21 protein-coding genes and 1 tRNA gene are annotated in these 23,780 nt (G+C 31.0%); 16 read left to right on the top strand and 6 right to left on the bottom strand.

Features of this window, described 5'->3' with window-relative positions:
* Position 1 precedes the first annotated feature (1 nt).
* Positions 2-568, bottom strand: coding sequence for a DUF3109 family protein (locus tag CLV86_RS05765; RefSeq protein WP_076731855.1), 567 nt, complete (start codon positions 566-568; stop codon positions 2-4).
* A gap of 231 nt (positions 569-799) precedes the next feature.
* Here CLV86_RS05765 and CLV86_RS05760 point away from each other — a divergent pair, with 231 nt between their 5' ends.
* From CLV86_RS05760 to CLV86_RS05750, 3 genes are all read left to right on the top strand, one after another.
* Positions 800-1,387 carry a MarC family protein gene (locus CLV86_RS05760; protein WP_076731854.1) on the top strand — a complete coding sequence of 196 codons (588 nt, stop codon included), beginning with the start codon at positions 800-802 and terminating at the stop codon, positions 1,385-1,387.
* 88 nt (positions 1,388-1,475) lie between these two features.
* On the top strand, positions 1,476-1,673 hold the full coding sequence (locus CLV86_RS05755) for a hypothetical protein (protein ID WP_076731853.1): 198 nt from the start codon (positions 1,476-1,478) through the stop codon (positions 1,671-1,673).
* The gene (locus CLV86_RS05750; protein WP_076731852.1) at positions 1,674-2,276 is read left to right on the top strand and encodes an FAD-dependent oxidoreductase; all 603 of its coding nucleotides are present in this window, start codon (positions 1,674-1,676) and stop codon (positions 2,274-2,276) included.
* Here the strand turns inward: CLV86_RS05750 and CLV86_RS05745 are convergent.
* The 3 genes from CLV86_RS05745 to CLV86_RS05735 all read right to left on the bottom strand — a co-directional run bounded on the left by CLV86_RS05745 (position 2,273) and on the right by CLV86_RS05735 (position 5,077).
* Positions 2,273-3,874: a S41 family peptidase gene (locus CLV86_RS05745; protein ID WP_121050675.1), complete on the bottom strand. Its 1,602-nt coding sequence runs from the start codon at positions 3,872-3,874 to the stop codon at positions 2,273-2,275. The two genes, CLV86_RS05750 and CLV86_RS05745, sit on opposite strands and share 4 nt — an antisense overlap.
* A 20-nt stretch (positions 3,875-3,894) precedes the next feature.
* Complete coding sequence (locus CLV86_RS05740; RefSeq protein ID WP_076731850.1) at positions 3,895-4,326, bottom strand: deoxycytidylate deaminase; 432 nt, start codon at positions 4,324-4,326, stop codon at positions 3,895-3,897.
* A 160-nt stretch (positions 4,327-4,486) separates the two neighbouring features.
* Positions 4,487-5,077: a HupE/UreJ family protein gene (locus CLV86_RS05735; protein ID WP_121050672.1), complete on the bottom strand. Its 591-nt coding sequence runs from the start codon at positions 5,075-5,077 to the stop codon at positions 4,487-4,489.
* A 259-nt stretch (positions 5,078-5,336) separates the two neighbouring features.
* Between CLV86_RS05735 and CLV86_RS05730 the strand changes: the two genes are divergently transcribed.
* The gene (locus CLV86_RS05730; RefSeq protein ID WP_121050669.1) at positions 5,337-6,461 is read left to right on the top strand and encodes a formylglycine-generating enzyme family protein; all 1,125 of its coding nucleotides are present in this window, start codon (positions 5,337-5,339) and stop codon (positions 6,459-6,461) included.
* Positions 6,462-6,560: 99 nt separating this feature from the next.
* On the opposite strand, the gene CLV86_RS05725 is transcribed toward CLV86_RS05730, so the two are convergent.
* Positions 6,561-6,642: transfer RNA gene (locus CLV86_RS05725), tRNA-Leu, on the bottom strand.
* Positions 6,643-6,788: 146 nt separating this feature from the next.
* Here CLV86_RS05725 and CLV86_RS05720 point away from each other — a divergent pair.
* From CLV86_RS05720 to pth, 3 genes are all read left to right on the top strand, one after another.
* Complete coding sequence (locus CLV86_RS05720) at positions 6,789-7,730, top strand: ribose-phosphate pyrophosphokinase (protein ID WP_076731847.1); 942 nt, start codon at positions 6,789-6,791, stop codon at positions 7,728-7,730.
* 53 nt (positions 7,731-7,783) lie between these two features.
* Positions 7,784-8,413: a 50S ribosomal protein L25/general stress protein Ctc gene (locus CLV86_RS05715; RefSeq protein ID WP_076731846.1), complete on the top strand. Its 630-nt coding sequence runs from the start codon at positions 7,784-7,786 to the stop codon at positions 8,411-8,413.
* An 81-nt stretch (positions 8,414-8,494) separates the two neighbouring features.
* Complete coding sequence (pth, locus tag CLV86_RS05710) at positions 8,495-9,130, top strand: aminoacyl-tRNA hydrolase (RefSeq protein ID WP_121050666.1); 636 nt, start codon at positions 8,495-8,497, stop codon at positions 9,128-9,130.
* Positions 9,131-9,169: 39 nt separating this feature from the next.
* On the opposite strand, the gene CLV86_RS05705 is transcribed toward pth, so the two are convergent.
* The gene (locus CLV86_RS05705) at positions 9,170-12,472 is read right to left on the bottom strand and encodes a zinc-dependent metalloprotease (RefSeq protein WP_121050663.1); all 3,303 of its coding nucleotides are present in this window, start codon (positions 12,470-12,472) and stop codon (positions 9,170-9,172) included.
* A gap of 218 nt (positions 12,473-12,690) precedes the next feature.
* Between CLV86_RS05705 and CLV86_RS05700 the strand changes: the two genes are divergently transcribed.
* The 9 genes from CLV86_RS05700 to mgtE all read left to right on the top strand — a co-directional run bounded on the left by CLV86_RS05700 (position 12,691) and on the right by mgtE (position 23,775).
* On the top strand, positions 12,691-14,721 hold the full coding sequence (locus CLV86_RS05700) for a M43 family zinc metalloprotease (protein WP_121050660.1): 2,031 nt from the start codon (positions 12,691-12,693) through the stop codon (positions 14,719-14,721).
* Between the two features lie 81 nt (positions 14,722-14,802).
* On the top strand, positions 14,803-15,720 hold the full coding sequence (locus CLV86_RS05695; protein WP_121050657.1) for a bifunctional riboflavin kinase/FAD synthetase: 918 nt from the start codon (positions 14,803-14,805) through the stop codon (positions 15,718-15,720).
* Positions 15,713-17,023, top strand: a complete 1,311-nt coding sequence (locus CLV86_RS05690; protein WP_121050654.1) for an HTTM domain-containing protein — start codon at positions 15,713-15,715, stop codon at positions 17,021-17,023. The genes CLV86_RS05695 and CLV86_RS05690 overlap by 8 nt, the downstream gene beginning before the upstream one ends.
* Before the next feature lie 157 nt (positions 17,024-17,180).
* Positions 17,181-18,452: a serine--tRNA ligase gene (serS, locus tag CLV86_RS05685; RefSeq protein ID WP_121050651.1), complete on the top strand. Its 1,272-nt coding sequence runs from the start codon at positions 17,181-17,183 to the stop codon at positions 18,450-18,452.
* A 427-nt stretch (positions 18,453-18,879) separates the two neighbouring features.
* Positions 18,880-20,655, top strand: coding sequence for a tetratricopeptide repeat protein (locus CLV86_RS05680; protein WP_121050648.1), 1,776 nt, complete (start codon positions 18,880-18,882; stop codon positions 20,653-20,655).
* A 52-nt stretch (positions 20,656-20,707) separates the two neighbouring features.
* Positions 20,708-21,220 (top strand): GNAT family N-acetyltransferase, encoded by a 513-nt coding sequence (locus CLV86_RS05675; protein WP_249037455.1) that lies wholly within the window; start codon positions 20,708-20,710, stop codon positions 21,218-21,220.
* Entirely contained in the window at positions 21,220-21,543 is a 324-nt protein-coding gene (locus tag CLV86_RS05670) for a DUF4286 family protein (protein ID WP_121050645.1), read from the top strand. The genes CLV86_RS05675 and CLV86_RS05670 overlap by 1 nt, the downstream gene beginning before the upstream one ends.
* 50 nt (positions 21,544-21,593) lie before the next feature.
* A complete protein-coding gene (gene rsmA / locus CLV86_RS05665; protein WP_076731836.1) occupies positions 21,594-22,397 on the top strand; it encodes a 16S rRNA (adenine(1518)-N(6)/adenine(1519)-N(6))-dimethyltransferase RsmA in 804 nt (267 codons plus the stop codon).
* A gap of 4 nt (positions 22,398-22,401) precedes the next feature.
* The gene (gene mgtE / locus CLV86_RS05660; RefSeq protein ID WP_241828219.1) at positions 22,402-23,775 is read left to right on the top strand and encodes a magnesium transporter; all 1,374 of its coding nucleotides are present in this window, start codon (positions 22,402-22,404) and stop codon (positions 23,773-23,775) included.
* The last annotated feature ends 5 nt before the right edge of the window (positions 23,776-23,780 follow it).

Below are 23,780 nucleotides of genomic sequence, written 5' to 3'. Positions count from 1 at the left end.
ACTATTTCATATTATCTGCAACTTTTTCAAGTTCAGCATACCAATCTTCTCCAAATTTTCTAATTAAAGCCTCTTTAACAAACTTATAAACAGGAACCTGTAATTCTTTCCCTAAACTACAAGCATCATCACAAATTTCCCATTTATCATAATTAACAGCAGAAAACTCTGTATAATCTTTTATTCTAATTGGATATAAATGACAAGAAACAGGCTTTTTCCAAGATACTTCTCCTTGATTATAAGCTTCCTCTATAGCACATAATGCTGTGTTTTTTTCATCAAAAATAACGTAAGCACAATCTGCTCCATCTATTAATGGTGTTTCAAGCTCTCCAAAATCTGCTATAATAGAAGTGCCTTGAGCTTCAATAGCATCTATACCTTCCTGTCTTAAAAAAGGCTTTACTTTTGGATATATATCATCCAAAATCTTAGCTTCTTCTTCTGTTAAAGGAGCTCCGGCATCACCATCTATACAACAAGCACCTTTGCATGCCGATAAGTTACACACAAAATCGTTATCTATTATAGATTCAGACACTATTGTTTTACCTAATTGGAACATAATTATTATAATCTAGAATAATAGCACAAAGATAATGCGAAATTATTCAACTTTTAAACAATAAACTTTAGCAATAAATTAATGTTAATTTAATATTGGAAATCTCCTTTTAAGAAGTACTTTTGCCGAAAATTTGAGAATAACAGTTTTTAACTGTTACTAAAGCATTTACGAAAAAATTTGAAGAATATATAAAACGTTTCGAGTCTTCAAAAAGAAAAAAAACAAATTATGAATTTTAATTTTGACCTTAAAGAAATATTTACCGTTTTTATGGTACTATTTGCAGTAATAGATATTATTGGTAACATTCCAATTATTATAGACTTACGCAAAAAAGCAGGACATATACAAAGTGAAAAAGCATCAATTATTGCTGGAATAATTTTAATTGCCTTTTTATTTTTAGGAAAAAGCATCTTAAATCTTATTGGTATAGATGTAAGTTCTTTTGCGGTTGCTGGTTCTTTTATCTTATTTTTTATTGCTTTAGAAATGATTTTAGGGATAACACTATATAAAGAGGAAGATACAAACCCAATGACTGCGTCTGTATTTCCATTAGCCTTTCCATTAATTGCTGGTCCAGGTAGTTTAACAACTTTATTATCGCTTAGAGCAGAATTTGAAACTGGTAATATTATTATTGCCGTTCTTCTTAACGTACTTTTAATTTTTATTGTTTTAAAAACATCTAGCAGAATAGAACGCCTTATAGGACAAAATGGAATTAGTATTATTAGAAAAGTTTTTGGCGTTATACTTTTAGCCATTGCAATTAAACTATTTGCAACGAACGTTAAAATTCTTTTTACGTAACTTTACATTATATAACGGGCGCATAAAAATTATAAATACTTTTTAATAGCGCCCTGCTTATAATAATTTAAAAACAAAAAATATAAATATGAAAATATTTACATTAATACTTAACATTATTGCTATTGCTTTAATAGTTTATAATGCAACAAAATTAGATTTTAATGCTCTTTTTAAAGGAGAAAGTATGATAGCTTTAATTACAATTATTGCTGCGCTTTGTGCTATTTTATTACTTCAAATTTTAAGAATTTCTAAAAAAATTGAAACTAAAAGCAGAGGATAAATGTTAGATACTTTAATTATTGGCGGTGGCGCTGCAGGCTTATCTTGCGCCTTAATTTTAGGTTCAGGTTTAAAAAAACCATTTGCAGAAGGCAAAGAAGTAGCCATTATTACTCACCAAAAAACATCTCATTTACAAAATGCTTTATTTAATAATGTTTTAGGCTTAAAACCTGGCACCTTAGGAAAAGATATTTTAACTGAAGGAACTCAGCATTTAAAAAATTTGTATCCTGAAGTTTCACAAATTGACAATGAAAAAGTAACTGAAATTTCTAAAACATCTAGAGGTTTTGTAGTAACCACAAACAAAAACAACTATAACACAAAACGAGTTGTTGTAGCTGTTGGGTATACTAGCTTAATCTCTATAAAAGGCCTAGAAGATTTTATTGAACCGCATCCAAAAGCTGCTATAGAAAAAGATAGAGTTTGGCTTAAAAATACCGATCATTTAATTGAAGAAAATCTATATGTTGCTGGAACTTTAGCTGGATGGCGCAGTCAATTTGCAATAGCATCTGGAAGTGGAGCTCATGTTGCAACAGATATTTTAACACTTTGGAACAATGGAAAGCAAACTAAAATACACGATAAAATTTAATTTAACGAATCTTTATTTAAGCTTAAATTAATTACTTCGTTTACCATATTATCTCCCAAGTTTAAGACTTCTTCAAAAGCACCATTACCGTATAATTGGTCTGCAATTGCAGCCTTAATATAAAGCTTTGCTTCTTCTTTATAAGCAACAAAAACAATATTAGTTTTTCGTTTTACGTTTAAAAAGTCTTGAAATTCTTCAATCACCTCATCTGTTATTTCGTAATTTACTAAATAATCTTCTTTTGTTATATCTTTAAAAGCATCTCTGTCTTTTTCTAATAATTCAAAAGCGAAGTTATTTATAAACCCTCGACGATATAAAAAGGTTATAGTCTCATTTTGCATACCTTCATCTAAAGGCACAAAAACATCTGGAATTATACCACCTCCACCATAAACCACCTTTCCTTTAGGCGTTGTGAACTTTAGCGAATCTGCAATTTCTATTTTTTCTTCATCTAACAATTCTCCGCTAACTTTTCTCGAGTAATAATCATCAAAATAGCTGCTATTTCCATTTTCGTAAGAGCGTTGTATCGAGCGACCTGTTGGCGTATAATATTTTGAAACGGTTAATCTTACAGCACTACCATCTCCCAACTGCATTTCTCGTTGTACCAAACCTTTACCGTAAGATCGACGTCCTACAATAGTACCTTTATCATTATCTTGTAAAGCGCCAGCAACTATTTCGCTTGCAGAAGCAGAGTTCTCATCTATTAAAACAAAAATTTTACCATCCTCAAAAGAGCCTTTACTTGTAGCAAAACTTTTTTCAACTTTACCTCTTTTATTTTTTGTGAATAAAATAAGTTTATCGTCTTCCAAAAACTCATCTACTATTTTTTCTGCAACCCCTAAAAAACCACCTGGATTATCTCTTAAGTCTAAAGCAATCTCTGTAGCACCAGCGTTTTCTAACTTTGTTAACGCTGCTTTAAACTCTTTATAAGTAGATTCTGCAAAACGATTAATTTTTATATAACCTAAATTATTGGTTAACATGTATGCAGCATCAACACTCACAATAGGAATAACTCCACGTTTAACTTTAAATTTTAGTGGCTTATCAAAACCTTTTCTAACTACTTCTAAAGTAACGTCTGTTCCTTTTAAACCTTTAAGTTTTTTAACTAAATCTCCATTACTTAAGTCTCTGCCAAAAAGGGAGTCGCCATCTGCAGTAATTATTCTATCTCCACCTTTAAGTCCTGCACGTTCGCTTGGTCCATTTTCTATAGTTCTAATTACTGTAATAGTATCTTTAAATGTATAAAAACTAATACCAATACCTACAAAGTCGCCTTTCATGTTTTCTGCTACGCTTTGCATATCTTCTTTAGGAATATATACAGAATGAGGATCTAAATTCTCTAAAATTCCATTAACAGTAACATCTACAATACTATCTGTATTTACGTCTTCTACATAATCATGATCTATATAATCTATAAGCCTATTAAGCTTATCCTTTTTACTATTAGAAGTAAATAAACTATCGGATTTATCGTTAAAATCTAATGAACCACCAATAAAAATACCTATTGCAATTGCTGCACCTAAAAGTAAAGGCAGGTATTTTCTTTTTAAATTCATACTATTTAAATGTTATTTTATTAAGCAGTTAAATCTTCAATTTTAACAATTTCAATACCTGCTTTTTCTAAAAATTGTAATCCAGAGTCGTCTTTATAACCTTCTTTATAAACTACACGAACTATGCCAGCTTGATGAATTAATTTACTACATTCCTTACAAGGTGATAATGTAATATATAAAGTTGCGCCTTTACAAGATTGTGTAGACGATGCAACTTTTAATATAGCATTAGCTTCTGCATGTAATACGTACCATTTTGTATAACCTTCGTCATCTTCACAATAATTTTCAAAACCTGTAGGTGTTCCATTAAACCCATCACTAATTATCATACGTCCTTTAACAATTAATGCACCTACTTGTTTTCGTTTACAGTGCGATAGCTTTCCCCACTCTTTAGCGATTCTTAAATAAGCTTTATCGTATTTGTGTTGTTTAATTTTAGACATATATTTAGCTAGGTATTTTATTTAAAACGGTTAAAATAGATTTTAAATTTGCAAAAATATAAAATATCTACCGTGTTAATTATACTACCCGACACGAATATAGTGTGTTAGTATTTTAATTACAATGCTATTAATAAGATTTAAGAAAAATTTATCGTATCTATTGTAAAAGAGGGCTGTTTAATAACATAGGGATAACTAATCCTACAACTATTGCAGAAACTACCATAACCCAATCTCGTTTAGAGAATCTAAACACCGTTTGCGTTATGTAACCTAAAAATAAAATTATAAATACAATAATTACTTGTGCTATTTCTATACCTAAAGCAAACTCTAAAAGTGTTATTAATTTATTATCCTCACCTCCTACAAGAAGTTTAAATTCTCTAGCAAAACCTAAACCATGTACTAAACCTAAAAATAATGTTGAAATAAAAAGCACTCCTACTTTTTCTTTTTGCGCTCCTTTTCCAGAAGTAAAAACATTAAAAAGCGCTACTATTAAAATAGTAATTGGTATTAAAAACTCAACTAAATTTCCAGATACTTTCACCACTCCGTAAGTTGATAATATAAGTGATAAAGTATGACCTATGGTAAACATAGTAACTAGTAAAAAAACACGTTTCCAATCTTTAAACAAGTATGGAACTGTTAAAACAATTAAAAATAATACGTGATCGTAAGCATTAATGTCTAATACGTGATTAATACCATACTGTACGTTAAACCAAAGTTCTTGTAGCATTTTATTTTATTTTGGGAGTTGTAAATATATAATAAAAAAGAGAAAATTATCAAGTTAAATTAATTGACTTTATAATAAGAAAACAAAAATTAGGATTTAAATCACCCTATTAATCTAAAGCTCAAAATATTTAGATTTTTATAGCTCAAAACAAACACTCTTAAATTTAAATAAAAACAACTCAAAAACTTATACCAGAAAAAATGTATTAGATTTTTTAGGCAATACCTATATTTGTTTTAAAGCTTAAATATAATTAATGAAAAGTATAAATTTCCTTACCTACATTTTACCAACTCTAATAATATTAGTACTCACCTCATGTAGAGAAGAGAAAAAGCAAGACAAAATATTACAATCGCCTTTTGAAATGGCAATAAAACAAAAAGCACTAATTATTGATAAGCCAGAAAATATTAACACACCTGAAGGTATGGTTTGGGTAAAAGGAAAAACATTTACACAAGGCGCAAAAGCAGGAGATAAATTTGCAATGATGAGAGAAAAACCAGCACATCAAGTTTCTGTTGATGGTTTTTTTATTGATATAACCGAAGTCACTAACAAGCAATTTACTGCTTTTGTAAATGCAACAAAATACATAACTGTTGCAGAAAGACCAATAGATTGGGAAGTAATGAAAGTTGAACTTCCGGAAGACACACCTAAACCTCATGATTCTATTCTTAAACCCGGCAGCTTGGTATTTAATAAAAATGTAAATACAGTTGCGAACATGGAAAATTATGGTCAATGGTGGACATGGAAAATTGGTACAAATTGGAAACATCCTGAAGGTCCTAATAGCTCAATTGAAGGTAAAGATGACTATCCAGTTGTTCATATTGCTTTAGAAGATGCTCAAGCCTATTGTAAATGGGCAAACAAAAGACTACCTACTGAAGCCGAATGGGAATCTGCCGCTCAAGGCAATAATAAAAATGCCATTTACACTTGGGGAAACGACAGCTCTATTGTAAATAAAAATGCAAATACTTGGCAAGGGCAATTTCCTATTAAAAATGAAAATAAAGATGGTTTTAAATCTATAGCACCTGTAAAATCTTATCCTGTAAATAGTATTGGCATTCATGACATGCTAGGTAATGTATGGGAATGGACTAGCGATTTATACAACAGTAATTATTATAACAAACTAAAAACACTAAAATCTAATATAAATCCTCAGGGAGCAGATAGTTATTATAATTCACAAAACCCATATCAAGTAGAGATGATTATTAAAGGAGGCTCTTACCTATGTCATGAGTCCTATTGTGCAAGTTTTAGAATTTCAGCAAGAATGTCTACAAGTAAAGATTCTGGTTCAGACAATTTAGGTTTTAGAACAGTTAAAAGTTTATCTCTACTTAAAAAAGAATAATTTATTATCGAATAAGAAATATTTGTTAGCTTTTAGCAAAACAACCAATAAAAAAAACCGTAAAAACACTAATTATTAGCTATTTACGGTTTCACAAAGTACTCAAGGTGGGAATCGAACCCACACTCCCGAAAGAACTGGATTTTGAATCCAGCGCGTCTACCAATTCCGCCACTTGAGCAATTCTACTTTCACAAAAATATATCTTTTTTTAAATAAACACCTTAAAAATAGTAGTGATTATGCTCTAGACAAGAAAAAAAATTATAAATTTGCACCTCATTAAAAATAACGTGGTGTTTATCACCACTTTAATACATTTTTACGATGCCAAATACTAAGCCAGACGCAAAAATTTTTTCAATTACGCAAAGTAGAACTTTAGCTGAAAAAATAGCTACTGCTTATGGTGCTAAATTAGGTAATGTAATCACATCTACTTATAGTGATGGTGAATTTCAACCATCTTACGAAGAGTCTATTCGTGGTACAAGAATTTTTATTATTGGATCTACAAATCCAAGTTCTGAAAATTTAATGGAAATGTTATTAATGATAGATGCTGCAAAACGTGCCTCGGCAAGACACATTACTGCAGTATTACCATATTTTGGTTGGGCAAGACAAGACCGTAAAGATAAACCTAGAGTACCAATTGCTGCAAAATTAGTAGCAAAAATGTTGGAAACAGCAGGTGCAACAAGAATTATCACTATGGATTTGCATGCAGATCAAATACAAGGATTTTTTGAAAAACCAGTAGATCACCTATTTGCTTCAACTGTGTTTTTACCATATTTAAAAGAGTTAAATCTAGACAATTTAACTATTGCCTCTCCAGACATGGGAGGAAGCAAAAGAGCTTATGCTTATTCTAAAGCCCTTGAGAGCGACGTAGTAATTTGTTATAAGCAACGCGCAAAAGCCAATGTGATTTCACACATGGAACTTATTGGAGATGTAACTGGTAAAAATGTAGTATTAGTAGATGATATGGTAGATACTGCCGGGACATTAACAAAAGCCGCAGATTTAATGATGGAACGTGGCGCTTTAAGTGTAAGAGCCATTTGTACTCATCCTATTTTATCTGGAAGTGCTTATGAAAGATTAGAAAATTCAAAATTAGAAGAATTAATTGTAACAGATTCTATTCCTCTAAAACAAGAAAGTAAAAAAATTAGAGTGATTAGTTGTGCAGATTTATTTGCAGGAGTTATGCATAATGTACACTATAATAAATCTATTAGCTCTAAATTTTTAATGTAAAACTATTGAGCTAGTTTTAAACAAGTTAATTAATAATTAAATATAAATAAAAAATGAAATCAATTACAATCAACGGATCTCAAAGAGAAAGCGTGGGCAAAAAGTCAACAAAAGCCTTACGTAATGCTGGTCAGGTTCCTTGCGTATTATACGGAGGAGACAAAGCAGTTCATTTCTCAGCAGCTGAATTAGCATTCTCTAAATTGGTGTACACACCTAATGCGCATACAGTTGTAATCGAATTAGAAGGTGGAGAAACTTTTAACGCAATTTTACAAGATATCCAATTTCATCCAGTAACAGATAGAATTTTACACGTAGATTTCTATCAAGTATTCGAAGACAAAGAAATTACTATGGATATTCCAGTAAACTACATTGGTAACCCAAGAGGTGTTAGAAGTGGTGGTGTTTTACGTAAAAACAAACGTAGCTTAAGAGTTAAGGCTTTACCAGGAAATTTACCAGATTTCATAGATGCTGATATTGAAAACCTTAAAATTGGAAACAAACTTTACATAACTGCTTTAGAGAACGAAGCTTATACTTTCATGCACCCAGACAACACTGTTGTATGTTTAGTAAGACGTTCTAGAGCTGCTGTCGTAGAAGATGATGATGATGAAGATGCAGATGACGTACCAGCAACTGAAACTGATGATGTAGCTGCAGTAAAAGAATAAATTACTTATTCTAAAAAATAAAAAAAGCATTCTGAAATATTCAGGATGCTTTTTTATTTTTACAAAAAAAGTAACTTCAATATGTTTGATTGGTTATACAAAATATTAAAAGCTAAAAACAATTCAAATACAATTGAAAAAACAAATCCTATGAAAAAATTCTTAATTGTTGGTTTAGGAAATATTGGTGAAAAATATGAAAACACACGCCATAATATTGGTTTTAAAATTCTTGACCACTTTGCAAAAGAAGAATCTCTAACTTTTGAAACACAAAAACTTGGAGACATTTCCACTTACAAACTAAAGGGAAGAACTTTTATTTTTCTTAAACCTAATACCTATATGAATTTGAGCGGAAAAGCTATTTTATACTGGCTAACAAAAGAAAAAATACCATTAGAAAACTTGCTAGTTATAACAGATGATTTAAATCTTCCTTTTGGAAGTATTCGTGTAAAAACCAAAGGAAGCGATGGAGGCCACAACGGCTTAAAAGACACTCAAGACAAACTAAACACTTCAAAATATAACCGTTTTAGATTTGGAATAAGTGATGCCTTTAGCAAAGGCAAACAAGTTGATTACGTTTTAGGTGAATGGACAGAAGAAGAAAACACTAAATTAAACGAGCGCTTAAAAAAAAGTGTTGAACTTATTAAATCTTTTGGTTTAGCCGGAATAAATAATACCATGAATACTTTTAATGGTAAATAAAAAAGGAAGCTAAAAAGCTTCCTTTTTTATTTATAATATTTAATTAATAATTACTTTTCTCGTTTCCAAGTTTACACCATCACTAACTTGCAACATATACATTCCAGATTGAACATTATCCAAATTAATAACTTCGTTAAATTCTGTTCTCGCTTTATAATTATTAGAAAAAACTTGTCTTCCACTAATGTCAAATACCGAAATTAGAACATTTCTATTAGCAACACTATTTAACTTAACATTAAACGAACCATTATTAGGGTTTGGATAAACATTAAAATTAGTTAAAAACGGATTAACCTCATCAACAGATAGACTTCCTTGAACACAAAACTCTAAAGTAAACTCTAAAATAGTTCCTCCATCTGCTGGGCCAAAATCATCATCTACAGAAAGTGTCCAATCTCCAACTGTTGTTTCTCCATATAATGTAGACAAATCTCCTTCTGGAATAAATGAACCTGTAAATGGAGATGTTCCTGCTACTATAGAGGTAGTTGCTTCTTGATCAAAAACAGTATTTATATAATCATCATCACCTGAAACACCATTATCTGTAGATAATTCTATTATTGTACCACTTGGACTAATTAAAAAAATATCTAAATCATTATTCCAATCGTGTTCTATATTAATTTTAACATTAACATCTGTTATAGGAAGATCTTCTGCAATCGTAATTACAGAAAGGTAATTAGCATTTGAACCTGAAGAAGCAATAGTTATTGGCGTATCTGTAGCTGTAAAAACATTATTACAAGAAATATTAGCAGTTGTAAAATTAAATATAGAAGAAGGACTCGATATACCACATTGGTTAGATGCTGTTACCCTCCAAAAATATTGTGTATTGGTGTTTAAATTTGTTGCTGTATAAGATGCAGATTGTACTGAAGCAGTTTCTACAATTGTTGCAAATCCAGCGTCTGAAGCTATTTCTACTAAATAATCCTCTGTATTTACATCTATATCCCACGTTAATAAAGCATCTGAAGCAACATCCACTGCTCCATCTACCGGAGACACTAGAGTTACATTATTTACAGCACTATTAAAAACATTAAGTGTTACATCTGTACTTTTAATAATTGTACCAGATTGACCTTGAATAGTAAATACATAAGAACCTGTAGCTAAACTTCCAGTATTAGAAACTGTAACTGTACCTGTAGCACCATCGCTTGTTACCGTAGTAGGATTTACCACTGCTATTGCTCCTGTAGGTAAATTTACTACTGATATAATTGTTGGATCACTAAATCCTAAAAAGGTATTATAAGTAAAGTTATAAACAGCATCACTTGGTTGACAAACATCAACGTTAGAATTAGAAACCGATATAACAAATTCAGATTCTTGAATTGAGAAATCCGTAGAATTAACTGCATAGAAAATATTATTATTCCCTTCTACAATAACTCTTGCCATTGTAGTATCACCTCCAGTAATTGGCACAGTAACATCATGAGTACCATCATTTGGTACATTACTAGCCATAGTAAAAGGAAATGTTAAACCTCCATCTATTGATAATAAAATATTTACAGTGGGAGTATTAACTGCGCCTACATCTGTTCCTGCTACATCCCAAGTTATGGTTTGCGTAGAACCAGCATCCCAAGTTACATTTGTACCTTGAGAGGTTACAGCAAAAGGACCACTTGTTCCATCTACCGTTACTTGCATAGTATCAAAAGAGCTTTGTGGCATTTGCCCAACTCCATTTGCTGCTGCTCGATCCCTTACAGTAAGTGCAAAATTTAAACTTCTACTAATATTAGAAACTGTTTCCCACGAGGAATTATCTGTTGTAATACTAGGATTTGTTTCTGTTAATTCTCCATCCAAAACTCTACTTAAAATAGGCATATATCTGTTAGGAGAATCATTTGGAGGTCTAGATCTCCATACCGGTCCTGTATGTGTTGGCCCAAATTGAGCACTTGTAGTTTGTTGACTATCTATTTGTTCCCAACTATATGATAATGTGTCACCACCATCTGCATCTGTTGCAGTTCCTTTAAGAATAAAAGCTGTTCCCATTGGTATAACATAATCTATTCCTGCATTTGCAATTGGAGGATTATTTGTTATTGAGGTTGTTACAGCACAATCATTAGGAGAAGTATCTACATTATTTAATATTTGATTTATACTATGATAATGGAAATAAGCATCACTATGCTGTTGCACATTATTAGCACCTGTAATACCAGCATAACCCATGATAGTTGTTCCACTTCCTGGTTCTGAATTTACACCTGTTCCTTCTGTGTTATGAGAAAAAGTATGATTTGCACCCATTTGGTGACCTATTTCATGAGCCACATAATCGATATCGAAATTATCTCCTTGTGGAATACCATCTGCGGGCGATGTTTTTCCACTTCCTTTACTTCCGTCTTCACAAACACAACCTATACATCCAGCACTTCCTCCTCCTCCAGAAGCTCCAAACATATGTCCAATATCATAGTTAGCTTCACCAAGGTTAGCAGTTAATTCTGCTTGCAACTCTGCGTTCCAGTTTCCTAAATTATTAGAATAAGGATCTGTAGCAGGATCTGTAAAAATAAGTTGATTAGCACTAACTATTTGAAAATTAATAGCCATGTCAACTTCAAAAACTGCATTCACTCTAGTAATTGTAGCGTTAATAGCTGCTAAAGCATCTGCCACACTACCTCCATGGTATTGGGTATATTCGCCATTTACAGAAACTGCAAGTCTATAAGTACGTAAAAGTTGATCGTCTGCATCTCTATTTAAATTACTACTTGAAAGTATTCTATTCCCTGCATCAAAATCTTCTACAGTAGAACACACAAAATCACTTACATAATCTCCACGAGAACTTTTGGTATATAGAATATACTCATTAGAGCCATGAGATTCTGGCATCATAAAATTTGCTTCTTGATTTTTATAAGTTATCATTGTTTGTACACCTTGGTGACTAACACTCATTCTTAACTGTGTACTATTATCATTATTAGCATAACCTATATAAGATTTTATATTTGGATAAAGGACTGAAAGCTCTGGAGAAAAAACAGGTGCTTCGTAAATAGTAAACATTTTAATTTCTCCATTTTTAGCAGGCAAAGCAACCTGTGTGTTATTTAACAATGAGTTACTACCTCTTAATGGAGCATTTAAAATATTTTGTTTAAAAGTATTAAAATCTAGTTCAAAAAAATGAACTTTATCCATTTCCAAATGTTGCTTAATAATACCTTCTGTTTTATTCAGGCTAGTTTTCTTTTGCCAAACATTTTGAGATGAAACTGTAAACGAATACAGAAACCCTATAAGGAAGAAGTAAAGTAATTTTGTTTTCATTGTTTTAAGTTTTTTGTTGTTCTATTCTCAAATTTAACTAAAAACAAATTAACAACAAGCACGCAAACAATTAAATATCAGAATATTAAAATAATACTATCTAAAAAATAAAAACGAAAAAAACATTGACAATTAACTGTTAACATTTTCTTAATATTATGTATTTTTTACTATTTTTGAGGAAATTTTACATTAAAATAATATAATCCATAGTTGAAATGAAAAAAATTACTTTAAAACTATTGCTTTTTGCATTGTTTTGTATTCCCACTTTAGTGTTGGCTCAAAACAAAATACAGGCGCCAATAGAAAAATGTTATACCGATGCTTATAATGCTAAGTTATTAGAAACAAACCCAAATATGATGGGTAGCGAATCTTTTCGTTTAGCGCTTGCAGAACGTATTGAAAACGCAAGAAACAATGGTAATATGGTTGTTATAGATATTCCTCTTGTTGTACATGTATTACACAATGGAGAACCTATAGGAACTGGACCAAATATTACAGATGCTCAAGTGCTTTCTCAAGTTACTGTAATGAATCAAGATTTTAGAATGATGATGGGCACACCTGGCCAAAGTACTGCTGGTGGTGTTGATGTCGAGGTAAATTTTGTAATGGCACAACAAACTCCAGATGGTTGTCCTACTAATGGTATTAATCGTGTTAATATTTGTCAAGATGGAACCGATCAAGCAGCTGTAAATAGCTGGAAAGCTCAAACTATTTGGGATCGTGATTTATATATGAATATGTGGTCTTCTAAATACGTAGGAGATTTAGCAGGTATATTAGGTTTTGCTCAATTTCCTGGAGGACCAGCAAATACAGATGGTGTTAGTGCTGGACATACTTATTTTGGAAGTTCGGATTACGATGATGGAACTTTTAACACAAGTCCTCCTTATGATAAAGGTCGTACTATGACTCACGAAGTTGGACACTATTTAGGTTTATACCATACTTTTCAAGGTGGTTGTGGAGGAACTGGTGATGGAATTGCTGATACTCCAGAAGTAGATGCACCAAACTATGGTTGCCCAACAGGACACACTTCTTGTGGTACTGTAGATATGATTGAAAATTATATGGATTACACCGATGATACTTGTATGAACACATTTACTGCTGGTCAAAAAGCAGTAGTTCAAGCTGTTTTAGCAAGTACAAGAAGTGGCTTAACAACATCTAATGGAGCAACGCCTCCTGCAGCAGTAGCTACGGATGTAGAAGTTGATTTCGAAAGTGCAAATGTTGCATGTGGTACAGATTTAATTGCTACTGTATTAATTACAAATTGGGGAACTGCACCATTAACTACAGCTAACATAACTTATGATATAGATAATGGTACACCTGCAAGTTACACTTGGACAGGAGTATTAGCTTATGGAGAATCTGAAGCTGTTACATTACCAACACTTACATCTACTGCAGGTGATCATGATCTTAATATAGCAGCATCTGCTACTGGTGACGGTCGTGCTTGTAATGATACAGACTCTACATGTTTTACTATAACTACAACTGCTGGAGCTTGTACTTCTGTTGCAAATACATCTTTTGCAACAAGTACTACAGATGTTATTATTAATGATGGGACAACAGATGTTTTAAGTAACTTGAATACAGGAAAACCTTCTGGTTATACAAATTATTCTGGAACAGTAGCTGCTCCAGACTTAGAGCAAAATGGACTTTACTCTATAAGTACTAGTATGAATACGGATGGAAATTACACATGTGTAACTACTGCTTGGATAGATTGGAACCAAAACTGTACTTTTGAAAGTAACGAATTATTAGACTTAGGAGCTGCTACAAATGTAGCAGATGGATTAAGTGCTAATTCTCCTTTATCTTTCACTGTACCTTCTGATGCTGTAATTGGTAATACTACATTAAGAGTTGTAACAAAATTCAATATCGCTTCAGGTCCTTGTGAAAATAACCATGATGCAGAAGTTGAAGATTACGATATTAATGTTGTAGCTTCATTAAGTGTAGATGAGTTTGGTTTATCTTCAATCTCTATTTTCCCTAATCCTACAAATAGTATTTTAAATATTAAAGGAGTAGAAATCGCTTTAGAAAACGCTGAAATTTATAGCATTACTGGCCAAAAGGTTATGACTGTAAATACAAATTTAGAAACAATAAACGTTAGTACAATTGCTAACGGTGTTTACTTTTTAAAGTTAAATACAGCTACTGCTTCTAAAACATATAAGTTTATTAAAAACTAATTTTATATAAATAAATATTTAAAAGCGGATTGAAGTCATTTCAATCCGCTTTTTCTATTTTTGCATTTAAAATGTTAAGCGTTGGAAGTAGATAGAATAAATAACAAGGATACTGTAATAACAATTGGTACGTTTGATGGTGTACATATTGGACATCAAAAAATTATTCAACGACTTATAGAGGTAGGTAAGACAAAAGATCTTACTCCAACTATACTTAGCTTTTTTCCACATCCAAGAATGGTTTTACAAAAAGATGCCAATATTAAACTGTTAAATACTTTAGAAGAAAAGAAAAACATTTTAAAGCAATTTGGGTTAGATAATTTAATTATAAAAAAATTTACACAAGAGTTTTCAAGACTAACCGCAGAAGAATTTGTAGAAACAGTATTAGTAAAACAGTTAAATGCTAAATATATAATTATAGGCTACGATCACCAATTTGGGAGAAACCGAACAGCCAACATAAACGATTTAAAAAACTTTGGTAACCAATATGGTTTTGAAGTTGAAGAAATAACAGCTCAGGATATCGACGATGTTTCAGTTAGCTCAACAAAAATTAGAAAAGCTCTTACAGAAGGAGATATAACTACAGCAAACAATTTTTTAGGTTATCCTTTTATAATTTCTGGAACAGTAGAAAAAGGTAAAGGATTAGGTAGAACTATAAATTTTCCAACTGCTAATATTGCAGTTAGTGAGGATTACAAACTTATACCAAAACAAGGCGTTTATATTGTTAAAACTAATATTAATAATGAAATTATATACGGTATGATGAATATAGGTACAAATCCAACCGTTAATGGTAAGACACAAACCATAGAAGTTCATTTTTTTAATTTTAAAAACAATATTTACAACCAAGAAATTAAAATAGAATTATTACAAAGACTTCGCGATGAGCAAAAATTTGAATCTATTGATGCGTTAACAGAACAATTAGTTAAAGATAAAAACAACGCATTACGTTATATAAACACGAATGATTAACAAATTTTTATTTAAGCATATTGACAATAGCGCCTTAGTAGTTTTCAGAATTATTTTTGGGCTACTATGCTTTTTAGAATCTGTTGGAGCAATCTTCACAGGATGGATAAAAAGAACGCTTATAGAGCCAGAATTTACATTTACATTTATAGGCTTTGAGTGGTTACAACCATTACCAGGAAACTGGATGTATGTTTACTATGCTGTAATGGGAGGCTTTGGTATATTAATTATGCTAGGCTATAGATATCGCATTAGTGCTTTTATGTTCTTTATTATGTGGTGTGGCGTTTATTTTATGCAAAAAACGTCTTATAATAATCACTATTACTTATTAGTGCTGCTTAGTGGCATCATGGTAATTTTACCTGCTCACAAATATGCTTCTTTAGATGTTAAAAGACATCCAAAACTTAAAAGTATTTCTATGCCTGCTTGGTGTAAATGGATTTTTGTTATTCAATTATTAATACTTTATACTTATGCCTCTAAAGCAAAATTATACCCTGATTGGTTAGATTTAACAATGCCTACATTACTTATGAAAGGTAAAATTAACTACCCTATTATTGGAGAATTTTTGCAAAACAGTGCTATGCCATATCTTGTAGGATATGGAGGAATTTTATTTGATGGATTAATAATTCCTTTATTACTAATTAAGGCTACTAGAAAATATGCTTTTTTCGCTTCTATTTTCTTTCATTTATTTAACTCTATTGTTTTTCAAGTTGGTGTTTTCCCATATTTATCGTTAGCTTTTTCACTATTCTTTTTTAATCCTGAAACTATTAAAAATATATTTTTAAAAAGGAAAGAATACTATAACAAAGCTGAGGTTATTATCCCAAATTACAAACCAGTATTACTTACTTTAGGAAGCATTTATTTTATAATACAAATTATATTACCAATTCGCCATCATTTTATTCAAGACAATGTTTTATGGACCGAGGAAGGCCATAGACTATCTTGGCGAATGATGCTTAGATCTAAGTCCGGACAAACAAACTACAGGGTAGTAAACATTAAAACCAAGAAAAGCTCTATTGTTAATATGAGTGAATTTCTTACTAAAAAGCAAACACGTTTAGCAAGTTCTAAACCAGATATTATATGGCAATTTTCTAGACATTTAAAAAACGTTTACAAAGAGAAAGGTGAAGATATTCAGGTTTTTGTAGATGCCAAAGTTAGTGTAAATGGAAGACCTTACAAGAGACTTATTGACCCTAAAGTAGATATTGCAAATGCTAAATGGAACTACTTTACACATAACAATTGGATTTTACCATCAAAATAGCATTATAAACTATTTTTTAGCACATAAAATCTTACTACTTTTACCACATTAAAATTGAGTTCTAATTTCGCGTTAGGGATTAAAAGGTATGTTTGAGCTCCTCGCAGAGAGCGAGCCTTGAAAGCCCGACCTTTAGGTAACGCCAAAAACAAAAAATATGTTACAAGTACCATTTATTAGAGACAACAAAGAAGCTGTAATTACAGGTTTAGCCAAGAGAAATTTTGATGCCAAAGAACTTGTAGAGGAGGTAATTAATTTAGATGAAGAACGACGTGCTTTACAAACTAAATTAGACAATACTTTAGCTGAATCTAATTCCATTTCAAAAGAAATAGGTAACTTGTACAAAACTGGTAAAGCTGCTGAAGCAAATGTTTTAAAAGAAAAAACTACTGCTTTAAAAGAAGATTCTAAAGCAGTTACAGAGCAGTTAAATTCTGTTGAAGAAAACTTAAAAACATTATTATATAAACTACCAAACGTACCTCATGCATCTGTTCCGGCTGGAAAATCTGAAGAGGATAACGAAGAGATTTTTAACGAAGGTAACATACCTAAATTGCACGACAATGCCCAACCACATTGGGAATTAGCTAAAAAATACGATATTATAGATTTTGAATTAGGTAATAAAATATCTGGTGCTGGATTTCCTGTTTACAAAGGTAAAGGCGCAAGATTACAACGTGCTTTAATAGCTTATTTTTTAGATAAAAATACCGCTGCTGGTTATACAGAATATCAATTACCGCACTTAGTTAACGAAGCGTCTTGTTATGGTACAGGTCAATTACCTGATAAAGAAGGACAAATGTACCATGACTCTAGAGACGATTTGTATTTAATACCTACCGCAGAAGTACCAGGTACAAATGTATTTAGAGATGTATTATTAAACGAAAACGAGTTACCTATTGGTATAACTGGTTACACACCTTGTTTTAGACGTGAAGCTGGTAGTTATGGTGCGCATGTGCGTGGTTTAAATAGATTACACCAATTTGACAAGGTAGAAATTATTAGAGTTGAGCATCCAGACAATTCGTATAAAGCTTTCGAAGGGATGATAGAACATGTAAAAGATATTTTACGCGAATTAAAATTACCATTTAGAATTTTAAGATTATGCGGTGGTGATACAGGATTTCCTGCTGCAATGACTTACGATTTTGAAGTTTTCTCTACAGCTCAAGACCGTTGGTTAGAAATTTCTAGTGTCTCTAATTTTGAAACATATCAAGCTAACCGTTTAAAACTAAGGTTTAAAAACAGTGATGGCAAAAATGAATTAGCACATACTTTAAACGGAAGTGCTTTAGCTTTACCAAGAGTTTTAGCGGGTATTTTAGAAAATTACCAAACAGAAAAAGGAATTATAATTCCAGATGTTTTAATACCTTATACTGGTTTTTCTATTATTGACTAACGATTTAAATCGTTAAAGTGTTAAAAAAACACGTTGTTTAACGAATAATGAGGCAATTATTTCTTTTTTAGATATAATTGCCTCATTTTTATTATTCCCAAATCAACAACAACAAAAAATGAAAAATATTAAGCGCTTGTTTTTACTTGTAGCATTAATTATTTTAACTGTAAAAGTGTTTTCATCGGAATTTAGTAAAATTACTAAACATAAAACCAGCACACTTTTAGTATTAAACAATTAATAATTTAAAAATATAAAGATCCCCAGTCCAGTATTTGAATCATTTTAAATTATAATGGTTAATAGCACATTTATTAAGATTGGTTAATGCCTGATTAATTTCAGGCATTTTTTTATACTGTTTTTTACCAAGTATCCATTAACTTTAGGCATAACATTTGCTATATTTACACAAATAGTTTTTATGCGCTTAATTTATATTTTATGCTTTTTAATTAGCTTCAATGCGTTTTCTCAAGACGATATTGTAGCTCAGGAATATTTTAAAAACGGTGAATTTGAAAAAGCTTTAATTTCTTACAAAAAGCTATACTCCAAAAACACAAAAAATAGACGCTATTTAATTTCTTTAGTAAAAACTCACCAACAGTTAGAGCAATATAAGGAAGCAGAAAAATTATTAACAAACTATTTAAGTATTGTAAACTATCCTCCTGCATTTGTAGAATTAGGCTATAACTACAAATTACAAAACGATACTATAAATGCTAATTACAACTTTAAAAAAGCTATTGACGAAGTAGACTTAAAGCCTAATTACGCCGGCATAATCGGCCGTACTTTTCAAGACCTTTCTCTTTTAGAACAAGCAATTGAAACGTATGAAAAAGCTATGGCTTTAAAGCCAGAATTAAACTTTAATATGCAATTGGCACGTATTTATGGTGAGCAAGGTAATATTGAGAAAATGTTTAATAGCTATATTAATTTTTCAGAAATTAATGACACTTACATTAATACCATTAAAAGAGAGTTTAGCACCTTTATAAGCGAAAACAAAGACAATGAAAATAATATTATTTTAAGAAAAATTCTTTTAAAAAAAATACAAAACGCGCCTAACTTAATGTGGAACGACATGTTAAGCTGGCTTTTTATACAGCAAAAAGATTATAATAAAGCCTTTACCCAAGAAAAAGCAATTTATAAAAGACAAATGGAATCTTTAGATCGAATTAAAGATTTAGCAAAAATTGCATATACTCAAAATCAACCAGAGGCTGCTAAAAATATATTTCAATTTATTGTAGATAATACACAAGATATTGATATTAAAATAGAAGCACATTACAATTTACTTAAAATTGAAACTGAACAGGCAACAAAAAAAGATTATAAAATTATAAATCAAAACTATTTAAACCTATTAGAAACATTTGGTATATCTAGTAGAACTATAGATTTACAAATTGCTTATGGACACTTTTTGGCTTTTTATCTTAACAAACCAAACGATGCCATTAATTTTTTAAAAGATAGTTTAAAACTTGGTGTTAGTAATTATCATTTATCGCGAATAAAAATGGAGTTAGCCGATATTCTTGTATTAGAAGAAAAATTTAACGAAGCTTTAATTTATTATACCCAAATACAACGTGCTTTAAAAAATAGCCCACTTTCTCAAGAAGCTCGATTTAAAGTTGCAAAAACAAGTTATTATAAAGGAGATTTTAAATGGGCAGAATCTCAGCTAAAAATTTTAAAGGCATCAACATCTCAATTAACCGCAAACGATGCTTTAGATTTAAAATTACTAATTAGCGACAACAAAGGCGAAGATTCTTTACAAACAGCTTTAAAGCATTATGCAAAAGCAGATTTATTAGCTTTTCAAAATAAAAAGGAACAATCAATTTCACTTTTAAATACTATTTTACAAGAACACAAAACCGAAACTATAATTCCACAAACGCTTTTAAAACAAGCTCAATTATTCGAAGAAAAATCGCAATTTGAAAAAGCAAAAGCCAACTACGAGCAAATAATTTCAGGATATAGAGAAAGCATATTAATTGACGATGCTATTTATGCTCTAGCAGAAATTTATGCAAACAAACTAGCTCAACCAGAAAAAGCAAAAGCGCTTTACGAGAGAATAATTTTTGAACATGCAGATAGTATATATTTTGTTCAAGCACGAAAAAAATATAGAGCCTTAAGAGGAGATGCTATAAATTAAGTAATAGTAATCTAAACAATATTTTTATAACATTTCAACAATAAAAACAACTTTGATTGTAGCCAAAACCAACAGACTTATAATTTCTAAATTTACTATTGAAGACGCTCCTTTTTTCATGAACCTAGTTAATACTCCAAATTGGATAAAATACATAGGAGATAGAAATATTAAAACCATCAAGCAAGCAGAAGAAAGCATAAAAAATGGGCATTTAAAAAGTTATAAAACACATGGTTTTGGATTTTATATTTTGCGTTTAAAAGAAAATTTAAAACCAATAGGCACATGTGGTTTAATAAAAAGAGACACCTTAGAAGATATTGATTTTGGCTTTGCTATGTTGCCGCAATACGAAAAATTAGGCTTTGGGTTTAAATCATCTCAAGCCATTTTAGACTTAGTAAGAAATAAATTTAAATTAAACAGAATTACAGCAATAACTTTAGAAACTAATAAAAACTCTATAAAACTGTTACAAAAATTAGGTTTCTTATATGAAAAACAAGTAAAACCTTTTGACGATGACAAAGAACTTCTGTTATTTGCAAAAAATCTATTATAATGATTATATATAACGTTACAGTAAACATAGACGATAGTGCTCACGACCAATGGCTAGAATGGATAAAAAATCATATCCCACAGGTATTAGCAACAGGAAAATTTAAAGAAGCAAAACTCACTAAAGTTTTAGTAGAAGAAGAAATGGGAGGTCAAACCTACTCTATTCAATACAGAGCACATTCTAGAGAAGCTTTAGATGCGTATTACAAAGAAGATGCAGATCGTTTACGTGTAGATGGCACAAAACTATTTGCAGATAAAATGTTATCCTTTAGAACCGAATTACAAGTTGTAGATGAGTATTCTGTAGATATTAAATAGAAAAATATTTACTAAAAAACTCGAAATCTATCTAGAAACAATATAAAACTATGACAAAAAAACAAAAAAATCCACACCAAGTAAAAGCTAAAAAGTTTTTAGGTCAGCATTTTCTAGAAGACGAGTCTATTGCAGAAAAAATTGCAGATGCACTATCATTAGAAGGCTATAATAAAGTTTTAGAAATAGGTCCTGGAATGGGCGTTTTAACTAAATACTTATTAAAAAAGCCAATTACAACCTTTGTAATTGAAATTGATACCGAAAGTGTAGAATATCTTAAAAACAACTATTTAAATCTTGCACCAAGAATTATAGAAAAAGATTTTTTAAAATACGATGTTGCCGAAACTTTTGGAGAAGAACCTTTTGCTATTAGCGGAAACTTTCCTTACAATATATCTACACAAATTGTATTTAAAACATTAGAGTTAAGACATCAAATTCCAGAATTTTCTGGAATGTTTCAAAAAGAAGTAGCCCAACGTATTTGCTCTAAAGAAGGCAGTAAAATTTATGGTATTTTATCTGTACTAACTCAAGCTTTTTACGATGCAGAATATCTATTTACAGTACCACCAAACGTTTTTAACCCACCTCCAAAAGTAGACTCTGGAGTGTTAAAACTAACTCGAAAAAAAAATCATAGCTTACCATGCGATGAAAAATTATTTTTTAGAGTTGTAAAACAAGCATTTCAACAACGTAGAAAAACATTACGTAACAGTTTAAAAACATTCGAATTAAGTGATAATTTAAAAGCAAATGTTATATTTGGCAAACGTCCAGAGCAACTAGATGTTCAAGCATTTATTGAGTTAACAACTTTAATTCAAAACGATAGTAAAGACTAAGATTTTGGTAGAAGAACAAGATGAAAATATAAAATTTACAATAAGTAACGAACTTATTGAAAAGGTAGAACAATTAGTACAATCTAAAAACGATGAAGCCATTTTAGATTTATTAAATGAGTACCATCATGCAGATATTGCAGAAATTCTTGAAGATCTAAATACAGAACAAGCATCTTATATTATAAAACTTTTAGATAGTGAGAAAACATCCGAAATCCTTATGGAGATGGATGAGGGCGATAGAGAGAAAATTTTAGCCACACTATCTACTAAAGAAATTGCCGAAGAAATAGAAGAACTCGACACAGATGACGCAGCAGATATGATTGCCGAACTTTCTGAAGAGAGACAAATTGAGGTTATTGCGCAAATTGAAGACGAAGAGCACAAAGCTGAAATTAGAGAATTACTTACCTACGATGAGGATACTGCCGGTGGATTAATGGCAAAAGAATTAGTACGAGTAAATGAAAATTGGACAGTTACAGAGTGCGTTAGAGAAATGCGTGCACAAGCAGAAAATGTTACAAGAGTTCACTCTATATATGTAGTTGATGGAAACGAAAAACTAATTGGGCGTCTATCTTTAAAAGATTTATTAATGGCTTCTCCACGAGCTCACATCTCTACTGTTTATATTCCAAAAGTAGATTTTGTAGATGTTAATGAGGATGCTGAAGAAGTCGCTAGAATAATGCAAAAATACGACTTAGAAGCCATTCCTGTTGTTGACGAAAATAAAGTACTACTTGGTAGAATTACTATTGATGACATTGTAGATGTTATAAAAGAAGAAGCCGAAAAAGATTACCAAATGGCTGCAGGTATCACACAAGACGTAGAAGCAGACGATAGTATACTACAGCTTACCAGAGCCCGCTTACCATGGCTTTTCCTTGGTTTAGTTGGTGGAATTGGAGCCTTTTTAATTATGGAAGGTTTTAAAGGTACCTTCGAAAAATACGCTGTTTTATTCTTTTTTACGCCATTAATTGCAGCCATGGCAGGAAATGTTGGTGTACAGTCAAGCGCTATTATAGTTCAAGGTTTAGCTAACGACGATGTAAAAGGTAGTATTAATAAACGTTTAATTAAAGAAATGTTTTTAGCCGCTTTAAACGGTTTTATATTAGCACTATTTTTATTTGCCTTTGTATGGATAACTAAAGGAAGTTTTCTTACCGCACTTGCAATTTCTGTTTCACTTGTAGCCGTTATAATTATAGCTGGTTTAATTGGGACCTTTGTACCATTATTTTTAGATAAAAAAGGCATTGATCCAGCCATTGCAACGGGCCCATTTATTACTACAAGTAATGATATTTTTGGAATATTAATATATTTTTGGATTGCTAAACTTATATTAGGTATCTAAAATAT

It is taken from the genome of Lacinutrix venerupis (assembly GCF_003663945.1).
GTDB classification, from domain to species: domain Bacteria; phylum Bacteroidota; class Bacteroidia; order Flavobacteriales; family Flavobacteriaceae; genus Lacinutrix; species Lacinutrix venerupis.
This window is presented reverse-complemented; position numbering and strand designations above follow the sequence as displayed.